A 22,795-nucleotide genomic window follows, 5' to 3' on the forward strand; every position below is an offset into this window, starting at 1 on the left:
ATGTCATTTCTTAAAAACGCGAGCATACGCGCGAAGATACTCGCTCTCGTCCTGCCCTTGTGTGTTGTAGGGTTGAGCGCGACGGCTTTTATGGCAAATAGCTTCAAGAATGCAGATAAAAGCTACACGGATTTTATATCCAATGACATGGCCGGTGTTACGGCGATGTCTCGCGCGAATAGAAATCTTGCCGCTACGGCCTATAGCGCTTACCAAACCTTGGCCTATGGTCGTGACACTGGTGGCATGAAGGCAGCAGTAGCGCTTTATGCTGATGCCAAAGCCAAGCTCTTTGATCGGCTGGAAACGACGGCAAAACTTCTGCCCGCAGAAAAGCAAACTATTGACGCGTTCATTTCCAGGTCAAAAGATGTGGTTGCTTTGACCGATGAGGCCGTCAAGCTGGGCGCGAACGATCAGGATGCTGCTGCCAACACCGCTCTGGCGAAAGCAGATTTGTTGATCGGGCCGCTTGCAGCAGATGCAGCCAAATTCCTGGATAAGGTGATGACTGATGTGGCAAGCAGAAGTCACGCACTGAGCGATCAGACTGGCTCAACGATCCTGTGGTCGCTGGCAATTGTCGGTCTCACATTCGCGCTTGGCATCATTGCTTCGCTCGTGGTTGCTGCCAAGGGCATTACCACGCCGATTTCGAGCTTGTCCAAGCGCATGATAACGCTGGCCAATGGCCAAACAGATGCGCCAGTTGATGGGCAGGATCGCAAAGACGAAGTCGGACAAATGGCGCAGGCTGTTGCAGTGTTCCGTACCAATGCGCTGGAAACCATTCGCCTTGAAACGGAAGCCGAAGCAAACCGCAGCATGTCTGAAAAAGAACGTGCAGCCAATGAAGCGCAGAAGGCTAAGGATGCTGAAGAAACGCAGTTTGCTGTCGATAATCTGGCCAAGGCACTCAACCGCCTGGCGGACGGCGATGTTGCCTATCGCATTGAGACACCATTCGCTGCGCATCTCGATACGCTTCGCGCAAATTTCAACAGTTCGGTCGGCAATCTGAACGACGCTCTGCGTGCTGTTGGACAGAACGCCCGTGGAATTGACGCCGGTGCGAACGAAATCCGCTCCGCCGCTGATGATCTTTCCAAGCGCACCGAGCAGCAGGCAGCCTCTGTTGAACAAACAGCTGCCGCACTGGAAGAGATCACCACAACGGTGAAAGACAGCAGCAGCCGTGCAGAAGAAGTCGGCCATCTTGTTTCCAAGGCCCGTCAAGGCGCTGAAAAGTCCGGCGACGTCGTTCGTCAGGCCGTGACCGCCATGAACGAGATCGAACGCTCCTCGGGTGAAATCACCAACATCATCAGCGTTATCGATGAGATTGCGTTCCAGACCAACCTTCTTGCCCTGAACGCCGGTGTCGAAGCCGCGCGTGCCGGTGAAGCAGGCAAGGGCTTTGCGGTTGTTGCGCAGGAAGTTCGCGAACTTGCGCAGCGTTCCGCCAAGGCCGCCAAGGAAATCAAGGCATTGATCACTACATCCGGCGAGCATGTCCGCTCTGGCGTCAACCTTGTTGGCGAAACCGGTCGTGCGCTTGAGGTGATTGTCAGCGAGGTTCAGGAAATCAACCGCCACATCACCGCGATTGTTGAATCGTCGCGTGAACAGTCGGTCGGTCTTCAGGAAATCAACACTGCCGTCAACACGATGGATCAGGGCACGCAGCAGAACGCGGCCATGGTCGAGCAGTCCACAGCTGCCAGCCACAGCCTTGCGAAGGAAGCCGCATCTCTCAACCAGTTGCTGGCGCGCTTCAATGTTGGAAACAGCGAAGGCGCAAGCCGGAGTGTTCCAACTGCCCCGGCACCAAAGGTTGCGTCCAACCACTCAAGACCCGCAGCATCACCAGCGCGCGCCCTCGGCCGCAAGATCGCCAGCGCCTTCGGCGGCGGTGCATCGTCTGCCGCAGTCGCACCGGACACGTGGGAAGAGTTTTAAGCTCTTGTGCGAATCCAACGGCTAGTGCGCTCCACGGCACACGGCCAACACAATAAGTGAAATACAAAGGGCCGCAGTGATGCGGCCCTTTTGTATTGAAGTACGGTTTGCGCCAAAGGAAGCCATAGATGGTTCTGATGGTTTCGTGCTATTGGCATCCAGGTTTTGAAACTAGCACCTATCCTCGGTTACAGCATACGGGGTCTACACGAGTAAGGATCGAGCATTGGCCCGCAAGAATAGAGATGAATTCGTTTCATGGGACGAGCCTGCGCCTGAGCCGGTATTCTGCCCGATGTGCGAGCGCGTTATCCCGGAGGATCAGAGAGACGAGCATCATCTCGTTCCCAAGAGCAAAGGTGGAAAGAAAACAGTTTCCCTGCACCGTATCTGCCACGACCAGATACATTCGATCTTTACCGATGCCCAACTCGCCAAGAAGTTTTCGACGATCGAAGCCATTTTGGAAGATCCTGCGGTGGAGACATTCGTGACTTGGGTGAGAACCAAGCCGCCAGGCTTTTCGGATTCTGCAAAAGAATCACGTCAGTCATTCCGTCGAGGCCGCTAGTCGTACCCGGCTAGAGTTACAGCCGGGATAGAATGCTGCCTTAACGGAAACGCGCCACAAGCGGACCTCGTTGAGGCCGGGCAATCGTAAACACCTGCCAGAATTTGGCGCTTTCCTTTCGCAATAAGACATTCGCGCGTCGTGTCGTCACCATCATTGGCAGGACCGATCGTCTATAACATCGATTATCTGCGGGTCTTACTTGGGAGCGAGTTGGACATGAACCCGGCACATGATCGTCTTGTTGGCATCTACATGGTGATAGCTTCAGCGGTGATGTGGAGCACAGCCGGCCTTTTCGTGCGCATGGCGGATATGGATGTATGGTCCATGGTTGCCTGGCGCTCGGGCTTTGCGGCAATCAAGCTCGGGGCCTTCCTGCTTGTTAGACAGAGGACCACCAAGCGGCATCCGCCAAAGACCTTTGGGCTACCAGGTGTTGCGGCATGCGTGGTGTCAGCCGTCACGGCGATAAGCTATATTGCCTCACTGCAATGGACGACCGTGGCTAATGTCATGACGGTCTATGCCACTCTGCCCTTCGTGGCGACAGGCATTGCCTTTGTGTGGTTGCGAGATCAGGTGACGTACCGCTTTGTCATCGCAGGTTGCGTCGCTTTCATAGGGGTGGCGATTTCAGCTGGCGCGGCGGTTTCGGCAACCGATTTCATTGGAATCCTTGCGGCGTTTCTCATGACCGCCGGTTGCGCGACGCAGATTGTCATCGCTAAGCGTTTTCCCAGTATGGATTCCACGCTGATGACGGTCTGTGCGGCTATCTTATGTTTATGTGTTGCTCTGCCCTTCATGCAGTTTTCGCTTCCTGCACCAACACAGCTTATCGCCTGCGCTTTGTACGGCGTCCTGACGACAGGCGTGGGCTATATTCTCCTGCTCCTAGGCTCTCGTCGCGTCGGCTCCGGGGAAGCTGGTCTGCTTTCAATGCTCGATGTTGTGCTCGGCCCTCTTTGGGTCCTGCTGTTCTATAACGAGTATATCTCGCTTCCTGTTCTGGCTGGCGGGGCGGTCGTGCTGACAGCCGTAGTTTGGTACCTGATAGCAGACCGCAAGACGGTCGCTGCAGCGGCTTCAACCACGCCTTAGGGCCAAGGGGCAGGATCAGGATTTCTAAACCAACGAAAGAAAGTGCGCGCCTACCTCAGCCTCACCACTAAACACTCGCCACCAGCCTGCAACTCCTCAGCAAACGGCGCACGCACAATCAGGCAATCCGAGCCTGCCATGATCTTCATCATCGAGGAATCCTGCTTCGTGAAGGTTTCGACGATGGGTTGGCCGTTTTCGTGGCCGATGATGCGGGCGCGCAGATAGTCCTGGCGCTGGTCGTTGGCTTTCAGCGTGGTGGCGGTTCGAGCGGTCATTTCGCGGGAGGTGGGCTTGCGGTGGCTGAGTTTTTGGATGAGTGGTTCCAGAAAAAGGAGGCTGCACACGAGGCTGGCGACGGGGTTGCCGGGCAGGCCCAGCACCTGCATTTTGTCGATACTTCCGACCATCAGCGGCTTGCCGGGGCGCATGGCGATGCGCCAGAAATCCAGTGCCATGCCCTGCGCTTTGAGTGCGGCCTGAACGAGATCATGATCGCCAACCGATGCGCCGCCAAGCGTGACCAGCACGTCGGCTTTGGCGGCGATGGCCTTGTCGATGGCTGCACAGATGAGAGCTTCGTTATCGACCACGATTCCGAGGTCGAGAATGTTGGCACCGGCCTTCCGCGCTAATGCGGCGACGCCGAATGTGTTGGAGGCGACGATTTGCGCCGGATTGGGCGTGCCGCCGGGCGGCACGAGTTCATCGCCGGTGGCGAGTATAGCCACAAGCGGTTTGTGAAACACCGGCAGCGACGCATGGTTCATGGCAGCGGCGAGGGTGATATCTGTGAAAGTCAGTTCCGTTCCGGCCTTGAGAACGGTTTCTCCCTCGGCAAAATCCTGCCCACGAGGACGGATATGTCGCCCCTCGGTGACTTGGAAAGTCGTGCGGATTTGGCCCGCGTCAAGCACCTCGGCATCTTCCTGAATGAGAACGGCGTCGGCACCTTCTGGCAATGGTGCACCGGTGAAAATGCGCACGGCCTCGCCTTCGCTAACGCGACCCGCAAAGGCGTGTCCTGCCGCGGCTTCACCGATAACTGTCAGCACGGAGCCGATCTGCGGGGCATCCACAGCCCGCAGCGCGTAGCCATCCATGGCAGAGGCATGAAACGGTGGCTGGGTGAGGCGGGCTTGCAGATCATGCGCAAGCACGCGCTGGTCTGCGCTCTCAAGCGGTACGGTTTCCACTGAGGTGATGGGGGTCGCCGCAGCCAGCAATCGGCTTTGAGCCTCCGCAACGGGCAAAAGAGGTTTCATGTGGTGTGTCCTCTTCCTTGTGGGAGCGATGCAGGTTGCAGAACTATGAGACGCCTTACGCCTTGTAGTGGCCGGATTTGCCGCCGGTTTTTTCCAGAAGGCGAATGGAGCCGATTTCCATGCCCTTATCAGCGGCCTTCGCCATATCGTAGATTGTGAGGCACGCGACGGATACGGCGGTCAGGGCTTCCATCTCGACGCCCGTCTTGCCGGAAAGCTTGACGGTCGCTTGTACGCGCAGGCCGGGCAGGGCGTCATCCTCGGTAATATCGACCAGGATTTTCGTCAGCAGCAGCGGATGGCAGAGCGGAATGAGGTTCGAGGTCTGCTTGGCGGCCATGATGCCAGCCAGCCGCGCTGTGCCAATGACATCGCCCTTCTTGGCGTTGCCTTCGCGGATCAGCGTCAGCGTCTCAGGTTTCATCTTCACGAAACCTTCGGCGACTGCAACGCGGGTGGTTTCGGCCTTTTCGCCGACATCGACCATGTGGGCTTCGCCGGAGGCACCGATATGCGTGAGCTTCGCGTCGTCGCTCATTCCGCAGCCATCGCGTTTTCGCCATTCAGCAGCGCACGCGTGGCGGCCGTTACATCGGTCTTGCGCATTAGGCTTTCGCCGACGAGGAATGTCGTGATGCCCGATGTCTGAAGGCGCTTGCAGTCTTCGTATGTAAAGATGCCGCTTTCACCGACAAGCAACTTATCCGCCGACACCATGGACGCCAAACGCTCGCTGACATCAAGGCTGACCTCGAATGTGCGCAGGTTGCGATTGTTGACGCCGAGAAGCGGAGAGGCGAGTTTGAGTGCCCGCTCTGTTTCTTCCTCGTCATGCACTTCCACCAGCACATCCATGCCAAGCGAGAAGGCTTCGTCTTCAAGACGCTTTGCTTCATCATCGGAAAGAGATGCCATGATGAGCAGGATGCAATCAGCACCCCAGGCGCGGGCCTCATGCACCTGATAGGTCTCGAACATGAAATCCTTACGAAGCGCGGGCAGGGAACAGGCGTTGCGAGCGGCTGTCAGAAATTCTGGCGCGCCTTGAAAGCTCGGCGTATCAGTCAACACGGATAGGCAGGCCGCGCCGCCAGCTTCATAGGCTTGCGCGAGCGAAGGCGGATCGAAATCCGGGCGGATGAGACCCTTGGATGGGCTCGCCTTCTTGATTTCGGCAATCAGGCCGAAGGCACCGTCGGCCTGCTTGCGCTTCAACGCATTGTAGAAACCGCGCGGCGGCGTCTGGTCAGAAGCCATCGCCTTGAGATCATTAAGTGAAACCCGGGCCTTGGCCGCCGCGATTTCCTCGCGCTTATAGGCTTCGATCTTCTTCAGAATGTCGCTCATGGCTTTGCCCTATTCTTCGTTCGAAACGGCAATCAGCCTGTCCAGCGCAGCCGCAGCTTTGCCTTCGTCCAGGGATGCGCTCGCGATTTTCATGCCTTCAGCCAGCGTTCCGGCCTTGCCGGAAACAACCAGCGAGGCTGCCGCGTTGCAAAGAGATACGTCGCGATAGGCATTTTTGTGACCAGCCAGAACTTCGCGCAGCGCCGCCGCATTGGCAACGCCATCGCCACCCTTGAGGTCATTGATGCTGGCGGGTTCGACGCCGAAATCCGCAGGCGTCAGATCGAATGTTCTGATGTTGCCGTTTTCCAGCGCCGCGACATGGGTGGTGCCTGTCGTGGTGATTTCGTCCAGACCATCGCCATGCACGACCCAGACCGATTCTGAGCCAAGATCACGCAGCACTTCGGCCAAGGGCACAAGCCAACGTGGGGCAAATACGCCAAGCAACTGCTTTTTGGCGCCCGCCGGATTGGAGAGCGGGCCGAGCAGGTTGAAGATTGTGCGGGTGCCAAGCTCGACGCGGCTTGGGTTCACGTGGCGCATGGAGGAATGGTGACGCTGGGCGAACATGAAGCCCAGACCGGCCTCGGTCACGCAGCGGGTGATCAATTCTGGCTCAATATCGAGCTTCACGCCGAGCACCGAGAGGGCATCAGCCGTACCGGATTTCGAGCTCAAGGCCCGGTTGCCGTGCTTGGCAACTGGTACACCAGCTCCAGCCACAATGATGGAGGCCAGTGTGGAGATGTTATAGGTGCCGAGACCATCGCCGCCCGTGCCGACAATATCCATGGCATCGGCGGGTGCCGTGACAGGCAGCATGCGCGAGCGCATGGACGAGACCGCGCCGACGATTTCATCCACCGTTTCACCGCGCACCCGCAAGGCCATGAGGAAAGCGCCGATTTGCGATGGCGTTGCCTCGCCGGACATCAGCACGTCAAAAGCCTGACGTGCCTCTTCCCGGTTCAGGCTTTCGCCATTGGCAACTTTCGCAATCAGCGGCTTCAATTCAGCCATGTCGTCACGCCCCCTGGTCTACGATTTTAGTAAGCAGCCGTCATAGCCTGATCTGCCGCAGCCTGATTGATGGTCACACCATAATCATTCTGCAACCGGTTGACCATCTGGTCGAGCATGTCGTCGCCAGCGGCACTTGCCATGGCTGTGACCTGCTGATCGCTATCTGCAAGCGCTTCGGTCGAGGTGCTGGTGTTGACTTCGGTGACCTTGAACAGGATGCGGCTGGAACCTTCAGTATCCGGCGCGGTGCCGACGAGGCCATCTGCGCCCGCGAAGACAGCTGCCACGGCCTGCTGGCCGAGAACGGCATCTTCACTTGTGCGGCGAAGGCCCATCTTGTTTTCAACGGAAAGGCCCATCTCGCCGGCAATTGCAGCAAGGGTTTCGCCCTTTTCAGCGCGCGCCTTCAACTCGTCCGCCTTTGCCGCAAGTGCTGTGCGCTGCTGCTCGGCAGTCCAGTCGGCTACAACCTGCTCCTTGACTTCGCTCAAGGTACGGTCACGCGGTGGCGTAACCTGCTGGAGGTCAAACCACACATAGCCATCACGACCGATATTGACGGCTGGCGCATCCGCACCTTGCTCAGCCTTGAACACTTCAGCAACCAGGGCAGGGGTCGGCAGGCTCTCGATAGGGTTGCCCTTCTCGTCTTCGCCCTTTTCATCGATGGCGTTGACAGTGACGGGCGTCAGCTTGAGCTGCGTTGCCGCGTCGCTCAGCGAAGAACCGCCGCCGCGCAGATCTTCGTAGCGGTCATGAACATTGTTCAGCTCTTCCGCTGCATTTGTCGTGGCGAGGTTGGTGCGAATTTCTTCCTTCGCCTCATCCAGCGTCTTCATGCTTTCATTCTTGATGCCTGTGACGCGCAGGATGACCGGGCCAAATGCGCCATCGACCACAGGCGAAACGCCGCCATCCTTCTGGATAGCAAAAGCTGCCTCAGCAATGGACTGATCTGGCACGGTGTCTTTCGTGAACTCGCCAAGGGTTACGTCTTCAGGGCGCTTGCCCTGATCCTTCACCACCTGATCGTAGGTCGTGGTGCCAACGCGAATCTGCGTTGCAGCGGCTTCCGCCATTTCCTTGTCGGTAAAGGTCAGCTGCTCGATGGTGCGGCGACCAGCCGTGCGGAAATTGTCTTTGTTCGCATTGTAAAAATCGGAAATCTGCTGATCGGTGATTGCGGCCTGATCGGCAATATCGGAAGGCTCAAGCTTCACATAGGTGAACTTGCGATATTCCGGAGCGCGGTACTGCGCCTTGTTCTTTTCGAACCATGGAGCAAGAACGTCGTCGCCTGGTGCCTTAACCGGATCGATATTGGCGTTGGAGAGCAGCACATAGTCAATCGAGCGCTGTTCATCGCGATACTGCTTCAGCGCATCCACCAGCACCTTCGGTGCGGTGAAACCATCCGAAATCGCATCAACGATCTGCCCGCGTACGGCAACCTTGCTGCGTTCTTCGACGTAGTCGTCTTCATTGAAGCCGGCACCACGCAGGCGCTGGCTAAACAGAGCGCGGTCAAACTGGCCGCCCGGAGCCTTAAAGGCAGGATCGTCCGCAATCAGCGTGGCGAGGCGGTCTTCCGAAAGCCCGAGATTCATGTCCGATGCGAGCTGATCAAGTGCAGCACCTGCGGATAGCTGGCTGAACACCTGACGGTCGATTCCAAACGCCTTGGCCTGTTCCGTCGTCAGCCGCGTGCCGAACTGGCGGCCCACATCTGCGAGCTGGCGCTGATAGGCAAAACGAAACTCGTTCTGCGTGACCGCCTGGTCCCCAACTGTCACGACAGAATGCGAGTTAGGAGACACCAGAGATGCGGAAACGCCCCACACGCCGAAGGAAAGAACGAGAAGGAGAAGAAGGATCTTCGCCGCCAGGGTACGAGAAGCATTTCTCAGGGAATCGAGCATCGTTATGCAAACCTCACAATATCAGCCCGTTATGCCGGGTCTATGGGGCTTCCTTAAATCAATCCACTTTGAAATTGAAGGCTAAATACCGCTGAAAATGGCGCAAGCTCAAACGAAGGCGTGAGTGGGAGCAATTGCGCGGCCCAAACAGGCGCAACCACGTGGGCGGGCACAAAAAAACCGCCTCGGATCAGGCGGTTTTGTAGGCGAGGTAGACAAATCCAGCCGTGACGGCCTTAAAAGGATTTGCTGCGCTCAAGCATTTTTCTGAACTGCTCGTCTTCTTTCTTGGACTCGATCACGGCTGTCATGACAGACGCTACGAACATGGCACTGATGAGGGCTGCAAGCAAAGTCAAGAAAGTAAACATGGAGAATCTCCAGAAAAGTGGATGATTACTCCCGCTCGATCAATAGTAATTCATATATTGAGTGCGGGATGTGAGCTGTGGAAAGTCCGGGCCGTTCTGAGCCGACTTTTCGCTGTGAAGGCTGAACATGACGGCGACCATCGCGATAACCAGCATGGTCCAGGCTGTGCTGATGACGCCAATTTTAGCCGAAGTAGACTGTTTTTCTTTGGAAAACATGTGCTTGTTCCTTACCTGCGATTTCAACGCGCAATCTCTGATCCGGTTCCGCGTTATTGTTAAAAATCGATTAGCATTGCGCCTCTGAAGCGTTGTTGAATGCTTCGTTCATCTGCCGTTCAGAAAATCGGCAGTTTGCGTCAATCCATGAAAACGTATTCGACAGCAAAAGATGTTGCGATTGTCAGCATCATCATGAACACCAGCATTTCCGTCTCCGTGAGGGCATCTTGCCCGTTCGCCATTCGATGAGACCTTTATAGTGGCCTGCTTTGAAGCCGCGCTGAACGGGGTATTCATGTGATGTTCACTCCGCAGTTTGGCCGTTGAGGCAAGCTTACGGTCTTGCGAAGACCGGGCTTCCATGACAAAAGGCGGCACAACCAACGTTAAGTATCGGGAGCGATATGACGATTGCCTTTTACCCCGGATCATTTGATCCGATGACCAACGGACATCTGGATATATTGATCCAGGCGTTGAACGTTGCGTCAGAGGTTATCGTTGCTATCGGCATTCACCCCGGCAAGTCGCCCATGTTCAGCTTCGAGGAACGGGCTGACCTTATTCGTCGCTCGATGAACGATGCTTTGCCGGAAGCGGGCACGCGTCTACGGGTCGTCTCATTTTCCAATCTGGTCGTGGATGCCGCTCGTGAAAATGGCGCGACGTTGCTGGTGCGTGGCCTGCGCGATGGCTCTGATCTCGACTATGAAATGCAGATGGCCGGTATGAACAGCCAGATGGCGCCGGATATTCAGGCGATCTTTCTGCCTGCGGCAACGGCATCACGGCCCATTACCGCCACATTGGTTCGTCAGATCGCAGCAATGGGCGGTCGTGTAGAGTCCTTCGTGCCGAAAGCTGTGCTTGAAGCCCTTAACAGCAAGCTGAAACGCTAGTTCAGCCATTATTCTGGAGCCAATTCCAATGAAACTGCTTCGCTATGCCTTTGCCGGCGCACTTTTTGTCAGCGCCGTTGCTGCCAGCACATTCGCTTCTGCTGCTGAATTTCTGACGATCCAGCTGAAAGACGGCCCCGTCGTCATCCAGCTCGCGCCCGAAGTTGCGCCAAAGCACGTTGCGCAGATCAAAGCGCTGGCTGAAAAGGGTGCCTATGACAATGTCGCGTTCCACCGCGTCATTCCAGGCTTCATGGCCCAGACGGGTGATGTGCAATACGGCAATATGGCCAAATCCTTCGATGCCCAGCGCGCAGGAACAGGCGGCTCGGACCTTCCGGACCTTCCCGCCGAGTTTTCCAAGACACCGTTTGAGCGCGGCACGGTTGGCATGGCCCGCTCTCAGAGCCCCAACTCTGCCAACTCGCAGTTCTTCATCATGTTCGATCAGGGTTCGTTCCTGAACGGACAATACACCGTTGTCGGCCAGGTTGTATCCGGCATGGAATTTGTCGACAAGATCAAGAAGGGCAAAGGCGGTAACGGCGAAGTTTCCGATCCTGACCGCATGGTCAAAGTTACCGTCGGCAAGAAATAAAACCGGGCGAAGACGCCAAAACTAGGAGAAATATCATGACCGAGATCAAAGATCCCGAAAACACCCTCATCATGGAAACCACCAAGGGTAAAGTTGTCATTTCACTGTTGCCGGACGTAGCTCCTGGCCACGTTGCTCGCATCAAGGAACTGGCAACTGAGAAGGCCTATGATGGCGTCGTGTTCCATCGGGTAATCAACGGCTTTATGGCGCAGACCGGCGATGTGAAATTCGGCAAACAGGGTGAAAGCCTCAGCCGGGCCGGTACGGGCGGCTCCGATAAGCCGAATCTGAAAGCTGAGTTTTCCAATGTAAAACACCTCCGCGGTGTTTGCTCAATGGCGCGCTCCAGCGATCCAAATTCGGCCAACTCGCAGTTCTTCATCTGCTTCGACGATGCAACATTCCTGGACAAGCAGTACACCGTGTGGGGCCAGGTCATCGAAGGCATGGAGAATGTCGATCTCATCACGAAGGGTGAGCCGCCGAAGAACCCTGATTCCATCGTTTCCATGCGCCTTGCTTCTGAAGCTTAAGCGTAGGATATAGACATTTAGCCCGCCTCGCAGGCAACTGCGGGGCGGGTTTTGATATTCAAGAGCCCCATCATGCGTGTAGACCTTTTCGACTTCGACCTTCCAGATGAGAATATTGCGCTTCGCCCGGCCAATCCGCGCGACATTGCGCGTTTGCTTGTGGTCGATCCGAATGCGGACGGCATGACGGACCATCAGGTTTTCGATCTTCCCGGTTTTCTGAAACCCGGCGATGCGCTGGTGTTCAACGATACGCGGGTGATTCCCGCCCAGCTAGAAGGTGTGCGGCTGCGCGAGGGTGCGCCGGAAACGGCTGTTTCCGCCACGCTGCATTTGCGTGTTGATGCCAGCCGCTGGAAGGCTTTCGCGCGACCCGGCAAGCGCATCAAGCAGAATGATCGTATCCGCTTCGGTTACGAGCGCGACAATGCCTGCGGTCTGGCGTTTCTGGAGGCGACGGTTGAGGAGAAAGGCGAGGAGGGTGAAATCACCCTGCTTTTCGATTTGTCCGGTCCGGCGCTTGATGAAGCCATCGCATCTGTCGGCCATATTCCGCTTCCGCCTTACATCGCGGCCAAGCGTCCAGAAGATGCGCAGGACCAGACGGATTACCAGACCATCTATGCCCGCGAAAAAGGTGCTGTTGCGGCACCCACGGCTGGCCTTCATTTTACGCCCGAGCTTTTCGAAAAGCTCGATCAGGCCGGTGTGGAACGCCACTTCGTGACGCTGCATGTGGGCGCGGGCACGTTTTTGCCCGTCAAGGCTGATGACACCGAGGAGCACAAGATGCACCTTGAAATCGGCTATGTATCCGAAGAGACGGCAGTGAAGCTGAATGCTGTCAAGGCGCGGGGCGGGCGCATCATCTGCGTCGGTACCACCTCGCTACGCCTGATCGAGAGTGCGGCGACCGATGAAGGCCAGATCAAGCCTTGGTCCGGTCCGACAGGCATTTTCATAACGCCGGGATATCGCTTTAAGGCGGTCGATATTCTGATGACGAATTTTCACCTGCCGAAATCCACGCTGTTCATGCTGGTCTCAGCGTTTTGCGGGCTGGAGACGATGCGCAAGGCCTATGCCCACGCGATCTCGACCGGCTACCGTTTCTATTCCTATGGCGATTCCAGCCTGCTTTTCCGGAAGAACTGATGCAAGAGAACTTTACCTTCACCCTCAAAGCAACCAGCGGCGGCGCGCGCCTTGGCGAAGTGGCCATGCCACGCGGCGTCATCCGCACACCGGCATTCATGCCGGTCGGCACGGTTGGCACCGTCAAGGCCATGTATCTGGATCAGGTGCGCGATCTGGGTGCGGATGTCATTCTGGGCAATACCTACCACCTGATGCTGCGGCCCGGCGCAGAGCGCGTGGCGCGACTGGGCGGCCTGCACGAGCTGATCCGCTGGCCGCACCCGATCCTGACCGATAGCGGCGGGTTTCAGGTCATGTCGCTCTCGGGGCTGCGCAAGCTTGATGAGAAGGGCGTAACGTTCAAAAGCCATATCGATGGCTCTTCTCACCACATGTCACCGGAACGCTCAATCGAGATTCAGGGGCTGCTGGGTTCTGATATCCAGATGCAGTTGGACGAATGCATTGCGCTGCCAGCCGAGCGCAAGGAAATCGAGCGTGCCATGGAAATGTCGCTGCGCTGGGCAGAGCGTTGCCGCGTGGCGTTCGGCGAACAACCGGGCAAGGCGATGTTCGGCATCGTGCAGGGCGGCGACCAGCCAGATCTGCGCATACGCTCAGCTGAAGCATTGAAGCAGCTTGATTTGAAGGGTTACGCAGTTGGCGGCCTTGCTGTGGGCGAGCCGCAAGAAGTGATGCTGGGAATGCTCGACATTACCGTTCCCGCTCTTCCAAGCGAAAAGCCGCGTTACCTGATGGGCGTGGGAACACCGGACGATCTGCTGAAATCCGTGGCACGTGGCATCGATATGTTCGATTGCGTCATGCCGACACGCTCAGGCCGTCATGGTCTGGCCTTCACGCGCCGCGGCCGCGTCAACCTTCGCAATGCCCGCCATGCGGAAGACATGCGTCCGTTGGACGAACAGTCCAACTGCCCGGCATCGAGGGATTACTCTCGCGCCTATCTGCACCATCTTTCGCGCTCCAACGAAGCGCTGGGCGGCATGCTGCTCTCCTGGCACAATCTCGCTTACTATCAGGAACTGATGCAGGGCATCCGCAAATCCATCGAAGAGGGCCGCTTCGCGGATTTCTACGCCGAGACCATTGAAATGTGGGCAAAAGGCGATATCGATCGCCTATGATGTCATTTATGGCCGGATCGAATGGATTTGCAGACTTCGCCCTATGTTCTGTTTCGTGATGACAAGACCGGCACGGTAACGCTGTTTACCGAGCCGGAAGAACTTATCGTCGCCAATGAGGCGGAAGAGTTCTTTCCGGCACTGGAGCGGATGCAGGCTGCGCGTGCTGGCGGCAAATATCTTGCCGGTTACATGTCCTATGAAGCCGGATATCTTCTTGAGCCTAAGCTGGCACCGCTTGCGCAGGTTAAGCGGGACGTGCCGCTGCTGTGCTTTGGTGTGTTTACAGCACCCTCCAGTGACATATCGCCACCACCGTCTCTCATGAATGCCGACGACTTTCTGAGCGATCTCAAGCCCGGATGGACCCTTGACGAATACAGCGCGCAATTTGCAAGACTGCACCAGCATCTGCGGCAGGGTGATTGCTATCAAGCGAACCTGACCATGCCGATCAATGCACGCTGGTCGGGCGATCCGCTGACCGCGTTCTGGTCGCTGATATCTCGGCAGCCGGTCAAATACGGCACGCTTCTCGATTTCGGTGGCCCTGTTATCCTCTCTCGTTCACCTGAGCTTTTCTTCTCCTTGAAGGATGGTTGGATCGAGACTCATCCCATGAAGGGAACGGTCAAGCGTGGCGCATCGCCGGAAGACGACGCCGCATTGATCGCGACCATGCTGGAGGATGAGAAGACGCAGGCCGAGAACCGCATGATCGTGGATCTCTTGCGCAATGATATCTCTCGCATCATCGAAGTCGGCACACTTGAGGTGCCAAAGCTGTTCCACATCGAAACCTATCCCACCGTGCACCAGATGGTGAGCCATGTGCGGGGCAAGCTTTTGCCGGATATGACCGTCACGGATATTTTCTCCGCACTCTTCCCATGCGGTTCGATAACGGGTGCGCCGAAAATGCGGGCCATGGAAATTCTTCACGATCTGGAAACCGGCGCCCGGAACGCCTATTGCGGCGCAATCGGCATGATGTCACCCGATGGAGATATGCGCTTCTCGGTGTCGATCCGCACCATCACGCTGTTTGAGGATGGCAAGGCTACCTTCAATGTAGGTGGCGGCATCGTGTTCGATTCGGTGGCTGAAGCGGAATATGAGGAGTGCCTGCTAAAGGCGAAATTCGCGACGGGTGACAGGCAGCTGGCTTAACCAGCGCCGGGACCGCTTGCAGAGAACCTGACCTTGTAGATGTCCTCCGGCGCATGGCACCGAAGGAAAATTTTGGTTGATTGATCAATCAATCAATAAACGACAACGCCACGGATGCTTTCGCCCGAATGCATCATGTCGAAGCCCTTGTTGATGTCTTCGAGCGGCATGGTGTGGGTGATCATTGGGTCGATCTGGATCTTGCCTTCCATGTACCACTCGACAATCTTCGGCACGTCGGTGCGGCCACGCGCGCCACCGAAGGCGGTGCCCATCCAGTTGCGGCCTGTGACGAGCTGGAACGGGCGGGTGGAGATTTCCTGTCCCGCACCGGCCACGCCGATGACGACCGATTTGCCCCAGCCGCGATGCGATGATTCCAGCGCCTGACGCATGACCTTCGTGTTGCCGGTGCAATCGAATGTGTAATCCGCGCCGCCGATTGTGTCGCCGTTGCGCTTTGTCAGATTGACAAGATAAGGCACGATGTCGTCGCCAACTTCCTTTGGATTGACGAAGTGCGTCATTCCGAACTTTTCACCCCAGGCCTTGCGGTCGTTGTTGATATCGACGCCGATAATCATGTCGGCACCGGCAAGACGCAGGCCCTGTAGCACGTTGAGGCCAATGCCGCCGAGACCGAAGACGATGGCAGTGGAGCCGATCTCGACCTTGGCGGTGTTGATGACAGCGCCGATGCCCGTGGTCACGCCGCAACCGATGTAGCAAATCTTGTCGAAAGGCGCGTCGGGATTGACCTTGGCCAGCGCAATTTCCGGCAGAACCGTGAAATTCGCGAAGGTCGAACAGCCCATATAGTGGAAGATCTTGTCCTTGCCGATGGCGAATCTGCTGGTACCATCGGGCATCAAGCCCTGGCCCTGGGTGGCGCGGATGGATGTGCAGAGGTTCGTTTTACGGCTAAGGCAGGAATAGCATTCACGGCACTCCGGCGTGTAAAGTGGAATGACGTGATCGCCCTTCTTCAGCGACGTCACACCCGGGCCGACGTCAACGACGATGCCCGCACCCTCATGGCCGAGAATGGCTGGAAACAGGCCTTCCGGGTCTGCGCCTGAGAGCGTAAAATCATCCGTGTGGCAGATGCCGGTGGCCTTGACCTCGATCAGCACTTCGCCAGCGCGTGGTCCTTCAAGCTGAACCGTCATGATTTCCAGTGGCTTGCCTGCCTGAACAGCGACTGCGGCGCGAACGTCCATTTGCGTCTCCATGATTGCTTTGTAAATTCAAAACGACTTTTGCCCGACCTCAGCGGTTGGAACAAGTGCGAGAACCGACATTCGTTAAACTTCTAACACCGCTGTCCGTTTGGCGGCGCGGCGCTCTCGCCAGATGATGAATAGGCCTGACGCAACTATGATGACGATGCCGAGCCATTTCGATGCGGTGGGGAAATCTGAAAACAGCACGTAGCCCAGCACGGTTGCGGAAATGATTTCGAAATACTGAAACGGGGCGAGCAGGGACACGGGTGCCAGACGAAATGCCTTGACGACGAGGAGGTGCATGTAGCCGGATATGGAGCCGAGCAACACAAGCAGAACGAGGCCATGGCCCCAGCCGGGCAGCGCCATTTCAAAATTCACATCGCCGAGCCCGTGGCCTATCAGCAAGGCAGCGCCCATGAACACTGTCCCGGCAATGCCAGACATGGTCTGCATAACGAGCGGGCTGTCCGCATCTCCCATTGCACGGTTGAGAAACAGATAGAGCGTGAAAAGGAATGCGCAGGCAACCGGCAAAAGCGAGGTCCAGCCGAAGACTTCGAAGCTGGGCTGTATGACGATCATCGCGCCGATGAAGCCGACGGCAATGGCCGACCAGCGCATCCAACCGACCCTCTCGCCCAGAAACAGCGCGGACATCATGGTCAGCAGAAAAGGCTCAACAAAATAGATGGCGAAGACATCTGCCAGCGGCATGTATTTGACCGCCGCGAAGAAGCAGAGGCTGGCCGCCGCATGCAGCACGCCGCGCAACAGGTTCAGCCACGGGCGTTTGGCCGCCAGCAACGCCTTTGGCGACATGATCATCAGCAATGGAAGTGTGCAGACGAGCTGAAAGAAGAACCGGTAGAACGTGACCTGCGCAGGAGACATGCCTTCGCTGACCGCCATATATTTCGCAATCGCGTCCATGATCGGCAGCACGATCATGCAGCCAGCCATGATCAGCATGCCCTTCAAAGCGTTTGGATTTGTTAGGGATGAGGTCATTCGATCACCATTTGTTCCGAAAATGACCTACATCTGAGTCTCAATGCCGTTGCAACCGGGATGATCGAAAAACTGGATCTAAGAAAGAGCAGGTTCGCATAAGCGCGGATCTTGCCCGCATGGCCTCAATGCCATGCGGGTCGCTTCACATCATTTGTCGCGCGTTACGGACATTTCACCGAAGATGCGCGCCATTTCCTTCTGAACATTCTCGTCTGTGGAACTGCTCGTGTTTGCAGGAGCAACGCGTTCCGGCTCAACCTTTCCACCAAGTTGCTCAAGGGTCACGGCAGGCGCGCCAGCGGCATTGTTCCGGGCTATTTCCGCCTCGAGAAAGCTTTCGAAATCACTGGTCAGCTGATCGCCGAAAACAGCGCCATTTTCATCCGGCGCGAGTGGGGCGGGTTTGGCCAGGCTTGCCGTAGCCGTGATGGGTGCCTCGGCGCGGTATGTCGGCAGCACGCGCTCCCTTGCGGCTTCAAGAAAGTCGACAGCACTGTTTTGATCGATGACCGGCACGGTGAAGGCAGGCTCCGGCTCAATTGAAGGCGTTGGCGCAGGCGCTTGCACTACGGGCGGTTCCTGCACGGTAGGGGCTGACGGTTTTGGCCTCGCAACGGGTTCGGCTGCCACGGCTGCCGGTGTCATCGCAGGCACTACGGCTGCGGTGAGCGGCGCAGACGCGGGCTCTCTGGCAAAGCTTCTCGGCGCGTTTGAGACGTCTGGAACGGGTTGTGTTGCTGGTGGCGCTGGTCTTGGTGCGGGCTGGGCTGGGGCCGCGATGCTTGCCGCAGCTTGGGAAGGAGCGGGCCTTGGTGCTGGCGCTGGTGCTGATGGTGCAACGGGCGCAGGTGTTGGCCTCGCAGCGACAGGCGGTGCTGGCTGTGGAGCAGGCGAGGGGGCGCGTGCCGGTCTTGGCTCAGGCTGGGGTGCTACTGCTCTCGGTGCCGCTGGCACAGGCGTGCGCATCTCTGTCTCGGTGCTTGGCGCCAGTGCTCTTGTCCGTTCGGCTGCAATTGCCTTTTCGGGAGCCGTGGTTTCAAGCATCGCATTCTGAGGCTCTTGCACATCCTTCATGAAAGGAATGGCACCGATGCCGCTCTCGATCACGATATCTGTCGGGCCGCCGATCATGACGAGATGTTCGACATTGTCCCGGCGAACGAGAACGAGCCTGCGGCGCGCATCTACGGCTGTTGCATCCAGAACCTGCAAGCGGGGTTGGCGATTTTTGCCGCCGCGAATGAAGGGCGAAGATCCGCCACGCCGGCGAATGATCCACAAGATGATTGCTAAGGCCAGAAGTGCCGCGCCGACGCCAACGACAGCAACGATGAGGTTGTTGCCATAAGCGCCGATAAATTCGTCCATCATGGAGCCAATCCCTTTGGTCTTTTGTCGGTCAAATGAATGTCGCACCTGAAGTCATCAAGCTATTTGGTGCGAAAAGACGATTTTTTTCCGTTGAGTACAAGTTTTTATGCGTTGGACTTAGCCAAATTGCTGAGCATTTCAACCGTCCTCAACGCTTCGACGTGGCAAAGGTGCCACGCGAGCCCCGATATCGCATGAAAAATGTTGCATTCGCTGTGTATTGACAAAGGTTTATGGGGGCTTGGAGCTTTTTGACATTTGAGCGAATTGCTACAAGGGATAGACAAAGACGATTCCGTTCGGGGCATTTGTGCCCGAATGCGCAGGGATCGGCAAAACTGCAAGGGTTAGAGCCTCAATGACCAAGGTCAGCCAAGCCAGCGACAATGATTTTCCGTTGGTGGACAGGCGCGCCAGATCAGGCACCCTGTTGCGCATTCTGTTGCTTGCACTTGTGCTTGTGGCTGCTGCCGTGGGTTTTGTCTATTTCAAGGACTCGCTTGAAAATGAGGTAGTCCTCGGTATCCTCGGCATTCTTGCGATGCTCGGTATCTTCTTTCTGGTGTCTTCCGCCATTGGCTTCATCGAGGTCATGCCGCAATCCCAGTCCGATGGTATGGCGAGGCGCTTCCTCTCGTCCCACCCCGATGGAACGCTGATCACCGATATCAAGGGTCGCCTGGTCTATGCCAATGCGACCTATTGCCAGATGACGGGCGCGACACGGGCAACCGACATTCAGAGCCTCGAAACATTGCTTTCGAAGGACAGGGAATCGACCGAGGCGCTGTACCGGCTGATCAACGGCCTGCGCGATGAGAAAAATGGCTATGAGGAGTTTCGGCTGCTCAGACCCTTGAGCGAGACGAAATCTCAAGCCGGTCCGCACTGGTATCGCCTGAAAGCGCGTCTTTTGAAGGACACCAGCGACAACACTCTGCACGTGTTTCAGATTGCCGATATCACGACTGAACGCGAAGATCAGGAGCGGTTTTTCCGCGAATTGCAGAATGCCATTGACTATCTCGACCACGCTCCTGCTGGCTTCTTTTCGGCGGGCAAGAAGGGCGAGATCGTCTATCTGAATGCGACGCTCTCACAATGGCTCGGAATTGATCTGGCGCAGTTTTCACCTGGATCGCTGACGGTATCCGATATCGTGGCCGGGGAAGGCATGGCGCTGATCGAATCTGTTCATCCGCAGGCGGGCACAAACCGCACTGAGATGCTGGATCTGGACATGCGCCGGGTCAACGGCCAGAGCATGCCAGCGCGGCTGGTGCATCAGGTCACCGCCACGCGCGATGGTGCGCCGGGCGAAAGCCGCACCATCGTGCTCATGCGTTCAAAGGGCAAGGAGGATGCCGAATCGGCGTCCGCCATGCGGTTTACCCGTTTCTTCAACAACACGCCGATGGCGATTGCCTCTCTGGATGGTGAAGGTCGCATTCTGCGTACCAATGCGCCGTTCCTCAAACTGTTCTCGGGCATTGTCGGGCGTGACGATATCGACAATGGCGTCGTTCTGGATGCGGTGCTGCTGGAAATTGACAAGCCAAAACTGTTGCAGGCCATCGAAGCCGCAAAGGACGGTCAGGGCGATATTCCGCCTTTCGACTCGCGCCATCCGACCGACGAGACACGGCACTTCCGTTTCTATGTTCACGCCGTGCTGGATCAGGATGACGAAGCGCCGGAAGAGGTTGCCATTGTTTATGCCATCGAAGTGACCGAGCAGAAGGCGCTTGAGACACAGATGGCGCAGACGCAGAAGATGAATGCGGTCGGCACGTTGGCTGGCGGCATCGCGCACGACTTCAACAACGTTCTGACAGCCATTCTGCTGTCGTCGGACCACCTTTTGCTTCAGGCGCGCCCTGCGGATGCAAGCTTTGCAGACCTTATGGAAATCAAGCGCAATGCCAACCGCGCGGCTGTTCTGGTGCGCCAGTTGCTGGCTTTCTCCCGCAAACAGACGATGCGTCCGGCCGTGCTGAATCTGACCGATGTCATCGGTGATCTCAGGATGCTGGTTGACCGGTTGATTTCCGGCACGAATGTCAAGCTTGAGGTGGACTACGGTCGTGACCTGTGGCCTGTCAAAACCGACCTTTCGCAGTTCGAGCAGGTGCTGATCAACCTTTGCGTCAATGCGCGCGATGCGATGCCGCAGGGCGGAAAAATCAAGATCATTACTCGCAATATGGCTGCGGATCAGGTTATCGCGCTTGGGCGTGCAGACCTGCCGCAGGAAGATCTGGTCATGATCGAGGTGGCCGATACCGGCACTGGTATTCCGCCCGAAATCATGGACAAGATTTTCGAGCCCTTCTTCACCACGAAGGAAGTGGGCAAGGGGACAGGCCTTGGTCTTTCGATGGTCTACGGCATCGTCAAACAGTCGGGTGGATATATCTATCCCGATTCCGAAGTGGGCAAAGGCACAGCCTTCCGCATCTTCCTGCCCCGTCACATTATCGAAGTGGTGCATCAGACCGAAGAAGAGATCGCTGCACGCACAATCGCAGATGCCGCTGCCGCAAAGGATGTGGGAAAGGCAGAGCTGCTTGATCTGACGGGCAAGTCCGCTGTCGTACTGCTGGTTGAGGACGAGGAAGCGGTGCGCCGTGGTGGCAAGCGCATGCTGGAAACGCGGGGCTACACCGTGCATGAGGCAGGCTCCGGCACCGAGGCGCTTGAGGTGCTGGAAGAGCTGGAAGGCAAGGTCGATATTGTCGTTTCGGACGTCGTGATGCCCGAAATGGATGGACCGACGCTGCTGCGCGAGCTTCGCAAGACCTACCCGGACATGAAGTTCATTTTCGTTTCTGGATACGCGGAAGACGCCTTCGCCAGAAACTTGCCCGCCGACGCCAAATTCGGTTTTCTTCCTAAGCCATTCTCCTTGAAGCAGCTTGCTGTTGCCGTGCGTGAAATGCTCGATAGTGAAAATTGACAGGCCACGGGACTTCAAATACCCTGATTTCCGGGTATTTGGAGATAGTGCGTTGACAAGCTGGCCTATCAAAGCCTTGCGTCTCCACTTTCGCCATTTGGAGGCGCAAAATTTACGATGACCTGCTGATACAGCTGCAGAATAACAAGACTCTGGACGAAGTCGGAGACACGCTGGCCGAAATTCAGGCTCTCTTCGGGTTCCGTTGCTACTACGTGCTCGATATGTCGCGTCTGGTGGCAGAGGAGCCAATCTCCTCACTCTTCCCTTTTAATATCGCATCTTCCATCGTCTACAAACTGGACGAGGGGCTGACGGATTTTGCGTCCCATCTCTTCACCCATTCACCTGATACGCTCGGGCCGTTTCAGTGGCAGCTCGACGAGTTGGAAGCCATGGGCTGCGCCCCACCGGCCATGTTGAAATCATTCCGCGGTTTCGACCTCTCCATGGGGGCGGACTTTCCGGCCTTGGGCATGTTCGGTGCGCCACGGATCATCGGTTTTGCAGGCGCCAGGCCAGCGCTTGATGTCGATGAGCTGGAGAGCCTGAGCGTTTTGATGTTCCAGCTTCACGCCCGCCTGACGGTGATCGGAAACGCGCGAACGGAAAAGAAGGCGCCTTTGACGAGCCTTGAGCGAGAGATTCTCAGCCTCGCATCAGATGGAGAAAGCTTCGAGACAATTTCAGCGCATATGGAATTGTCGAGCCGCACGATCAATTATCTTGTTGATTCCATATGCAAGAAAATGGAGGTGGCGACGGTTGAGCATGCCGTTGCGTTGACGTTGAGACGGCGGCTGGCATCGTGAGGCGCTATTTTCAGCAGGCAGCCGCGTTTCGGTGAACTGTTTCATCGCGGGAACGGATTATTGATTGCAGTGCGGCGCAAGGGGCTTAAAATCACGTTCTAACGACCTAAATAGAGGTCAGCGAAATTCTGGCGCGCGCCAATA

At 56.9% G+C, this 22,795-nt stretch carries 21 protein-coding genes; 11 read left to right on the forward strand and 10 right to left on the reverse strand.

All coding sequences use genetic code 11. The features are described 5' to 3' along the window. The 3 genes from ACQZ51_RS10050 to ACQZ51_RS10060 all read left to right on the forward strand — a co-directional run bounded on the left by ACQZ51_RS10050 (position 1) and on the right by ACQZ51_RS10060 (position 3,634). A complete protein-coding gene (locus ACQZ51_RS10050; protein ID WP_448776871.1) occupies positions 1 to 1,959 on the forward strand; it encodes a methyl-accepting chemotaxis protein in 1,959 nt (652 codons plus the stop codon). Between the two features lie 226 nt (positions 1,960 to 2,185). Further along, positions 2,186 to 2,530, forward strand: a complete 345-nt coding sequence (locus tag ACQZ51_RS10055) for an HNH endonuclease (RefSeq protein ID WP_448776872.1) — start codon at positions 2,186 to 2,188, stop codon at positions 2,528 to 2,530. Between the two features lie 219 nt (positions 2,531 to 2,749). Continuing rightward, positions 2,750 to 3,634, forward strand: a complete 885-nt coding sequence (locus ACQZ51_RS10060; RefSeq protein WP_448776873.1) for a DMT family transporter — start codon at positions 2,750 to 2,752, stop codon at positions 3,632 to 3,634. 50 nt (positions 3,635 to 3,684) lie between these two features. On the opposite strand, the gene ACQZ51_RS10065 is transcribed toward ACQZ51_RS10060, so the two are convergent. The 7 genes from ACQZ51_RS10065 to ACQZ51_RS10095 form a co-directional block, all read right to left on the reverse strand. Continuing rightward, on the reverse strand, positions 3,685 to 4,899 hold the full coding sequence (locus ACQZ51_RS10065) for a molybdopterin molybdotransferase MoeA (protein ID WP_448776874.1): 1,215 nt from the start codon (positions 4,897 to 4,899) through the stop codon (positions 3,685 to 3,687). A gap of 55 nt (positions 4,900 to 4,954) precedes the next feature. Next, entirely contained in the window at positions 4,955 to 5,437 is a 483-nt protein-coding gene (gene moaC, locus ACQZ51_RS10070; RefSeq protein ID WP_448776876.1) for a cyclic pyranopterin monophosphate synthase MoaC, read from the reverse strand. Further along, positions 5,434 to 6,246 carry an indole-3-glycerol phosphate synthase TrpC gene (gene trpC / locus ACQZ51_RS10075; RefSeq protein WP_448776878.1) on the reverse strand — a complete coding sequence of 271 codons (813 nt, stop codon included), beginning with the start codon at positions 6,244 to 6,246 and terminating at the stop codon, positions 5,434 to 5,436. The genes moaC and trpC overlap by 4 nt, the downstream gene beginning before the upstream one ends. A 9-nt stretch (positions 6,247 to 6,255) precedes the next feature. Further along, positions 6,256 to 7,269, reverse strand: coding sequence for an anthranilate phosphoribosyltransferase (trpD, locus tag ACQZ51_RS10080; RefSeq protein ID WP_448776880.1), 1,014 nt, complete (start codon positions 7,267 to 7,269; stop codon positions 6,256 to 6,258). A 26-nt stretch (positions 7,270 to 7,295) separates the two neighbouring features. Then, a complete protein-coding gene (locus tag ACQZ51_RS10085) occupies positions 7,296 to 9,191 on the reverse strand; it encodes a SurA N-terminal domain-containing protein (RefSeq protein ID WP_448776882.1) in 1,896 nt (631 codons plus the stop codon). A 236-nt stretch (positions 9,192 to 9,427) separates the two neighbouring features. Beyond that, positions 9,428 to 9,562: a hypothetical protein gene (locus tag ACQZ51_RS10090; RefSeq protein ID WP_448776884.1), complete on the reverse strand. Its 135-nt coding sequence runs from the start codon at positions 9,560 to 9,562 to the stop codon at positions 9,428 to 9,430. Positions 9,563 to 9,601: 39 nt separating this feature from the next. Further along, positions 9,602 to 9,781, reverse strand: a complete 180-nt coding sequence (locus tag ACQZ51_RS10095) for a hypothetical protein (protein WP_192066805.1) — start codon at positions 9,779 to 9,781, stop codon at positions 9,602 to 9,604. Positions 9,782 to 10,188: 407 nt separating this feature from the next. On the opposite strand from ACQZ51_RS10095, the gene coaD reads away from it, so the two are divergent. From coaD to ACQZ51_RS10125, 6 genes are all read left to right on the forward strand, one after another. After that, on the forward strand, positions 10,189 to 10,683 hold the full coding sequence (gene coaD / locus ACQZ51_RS10100; RefSeq protein WP_448776885.1) for a pantetheine-phosphate adenylyltransferase: 495 nt from the start codon (positions 10,189 to 10,191) through the stop codon (positions 10,681 to 10,683). 28 nt (positions 10,684 to 10,711) lie between these two features. Then, positions 10,712 to 11,281: a peptidylprolyl isomerase gene (locus ACQZ51_RS10105; protein WP_243255918.1), complete on the forward strand. Its 570-nt coding sequence runs from the start codon at positions 10,712 to 10,714 to the stop codon at positions 11,279 to 11,281. Between the two features lie 35 nt (positions 11,282 to 11,316). Further along, positions 11,317 to 11,817 carry a peptidylprolyl isomerase gene (locus ACQZ51_RS10110; RefSeq protein WP_448776887.1) on the forward strand — a complete coding sequence of 167 codons (501 nt, stop codon included), beginning with the start codon at positions 11,317 to 11,319 and terminating at the stop codon, positions 11,815 to 11,817. A 72-nt stretch (positions 11,818 to 11,889) separates the two neighbouring features. Next, positions 11,890 to 12,972: a tRNA preQ1(34) S-adenosylmethionine ribosyltransferase-isomerase QueA gene (gene queA / locus ACQZ51_RS10115; protein WP_448776888.1), complete on the forward strand. Its 1,083-nt coding sequence runs from the start codon at positions 11,890 to 11,892 to the stop codon at positions 12,970 to 12,972. Continuing rightward, a complete protein-coding gene (tgt, locus tag ACQZ51_RS10120; RefSeq protein WP_448776889.1) occupies positions 12,972 to 14,102 on the forward strand; it encodes a tRNA guanosine(34) transglycosylase Tgt in 1,131 nt (376 codons plus the stop codon). The genes queA and tgt overlap by 1 nt, the downstream gene beginning before the upstream one ends. A 27-nt stretch (positions 14,103 to 14,129) precedes the next feature. Further along, the gene (locus tag ACQZ51_RS10125; RefSeq protein WP_448777568.1) at positions 14,130 to 15,272 is read left to right on the forward strand and encodes an aminodeoxychorismate synthase component I; all 1,143 of its coding nucleotides are present in this window, start codon (positions 14,130 to 14,132) and stop codon (positions 15,270 to 15,272) included. Between the two features lie 92 nt (positions 15,273 to 15,364). Here ACQZ51_RS10125 and ACQZ51_RS10130 read toward each other — a convergent pair whose 3' ends face one another. From ACQZ51_RS10130 to ACQZ51_RS10140, 3 genes are all read right to left on the reverse strand, one after another. Next, positions 15,365 to 16,492 carry an S-(hydroxymethyl)glutathione dehydrogenase/class III alcohol dehydrogenase gene (locus ACQZ51_RS10130; protein ID WP_448776891.1) on the reverse strand — a complete coding sequence of 376 codons (1,128 nt, stop codon included), beginning with the start codon at positions 16,490 to 16,492 and terminating at the stop codon, positions 15,365 to 15,367. Between the two features lie 84 nt (positions 16,493 to 16,576). Next, positions 16,577 to 17,509, reverse strand: coding sequence for a DMT family transporter (locus ACQZ51_RS10135; protein WP_448776893.1), 933 nt, complete (start codon positions 17,507 to 17,509; stop codon positions 16,577 to 16,579). 150 nt (positions 17,510 to 17,659) lie between these two features. Then, positions 17,660 to 18,883 (reverse strand): flagellar biosynthetic protein FliO, encoded by a 1,224-nt coding sequence (locus tag ACQZ51_RS10140; protein WP_448776894.1) that lies wholly within the window; start codon positions 18,881 to 18,883, stop codon positions 17,660 to 17,662. A gap of 358 nt (positions 18,884 to 19,241) precedes the next feature. On the opposite strand from ACQZ51_RS10140, the gene cckA reads away from it, so the two are divergent. Together cckA and ACQZ51_RS10150 are read left to right on the forward strand one after the other, a co-directional pair. Continuing rightward, entirely contained in the window at positions 19,242 to 21,839 is a 2,598-nt protein-coding gene (gene cckA, locus ACQZ51_RS10145) for a cell cycle histidine kinase CckA (protein WP_448776896.1), read from the forward strand. A gap of 224 nt (positions 21,840 to 22,063) precedes the next feature. Continuing rightward, on the forward strand, positions 22,064 to 22,651 hold the full coding sequence (locus ACQZ51_RS10150; RefSeq protein ID WP_448776898.1) for a helix-turn-helix transcriptional regulator: 588 nt from the start codon (positions 22,064 to 22,066) through the stop codon (positions 22,649 to 22,651). Positions 22,652 to 22,795: the final 144 nt, after the last annotated feature.

Source organism: Agrobacterium sp. CG674 (assembly GCF_053521645.1).